Origin of the sequence: Psychrobacter sp. CAL346-MNA-CIBAN-0220, from assembly GCF_040309805.1 — a bacterium.
Classification (GTDB): Bacteria; Pseudomonadota; Gammaproteobacteria; order Pseudomonadales; family Moraxellaceae; genus Psychrobacter.
The window spans coordinates 1-282 of sequence record NZ_JBEOPF010000132.1; the positions used below are offsets into that span (position 1 = coordinate 1).

Annotated in this window: 1 protein-coding gene; it reads left to right on the forward strand. The window is 44.7% G+C overall.

Annotation, left to right across the window (positions count from 1 at the left end):
- Window positions 1-282, forward strand: a 282-nt coding sequence (locus tag AAEY88_RS13005) for a hypothetical protein (RefSeq protein WP_350563054.1), incomplete at both ends; no start/stop codon positions are given.

A 282-nucleotide genomic window follows, 5' to 3' on the forward strand; every position in this document is an offset into this window, starting at 1 on the left:
ATTGCCAACTACGAGCTTGAAGACGATGCGCAAATAGATGCGTTTACGCAATTAAGTGAGCAAAGCGCGTTATTTGTTGAAAACTACCCTAACTCGGCACAACCGCATATTTGGAATGGTATTGTGTTAGCTAGTTTTGCCGGCGCAAAAGGTGGCTTGGGTGCACTTGGTTTAGCAAAAGAGGCAAAAGCGTCACTTGAAAATGCACTTTCAATAGATGGTGCTGCATTAAATGGATCGGCTTACGCAAGCCTTGCAACGCTTTACAGCAAAGTACCTGGT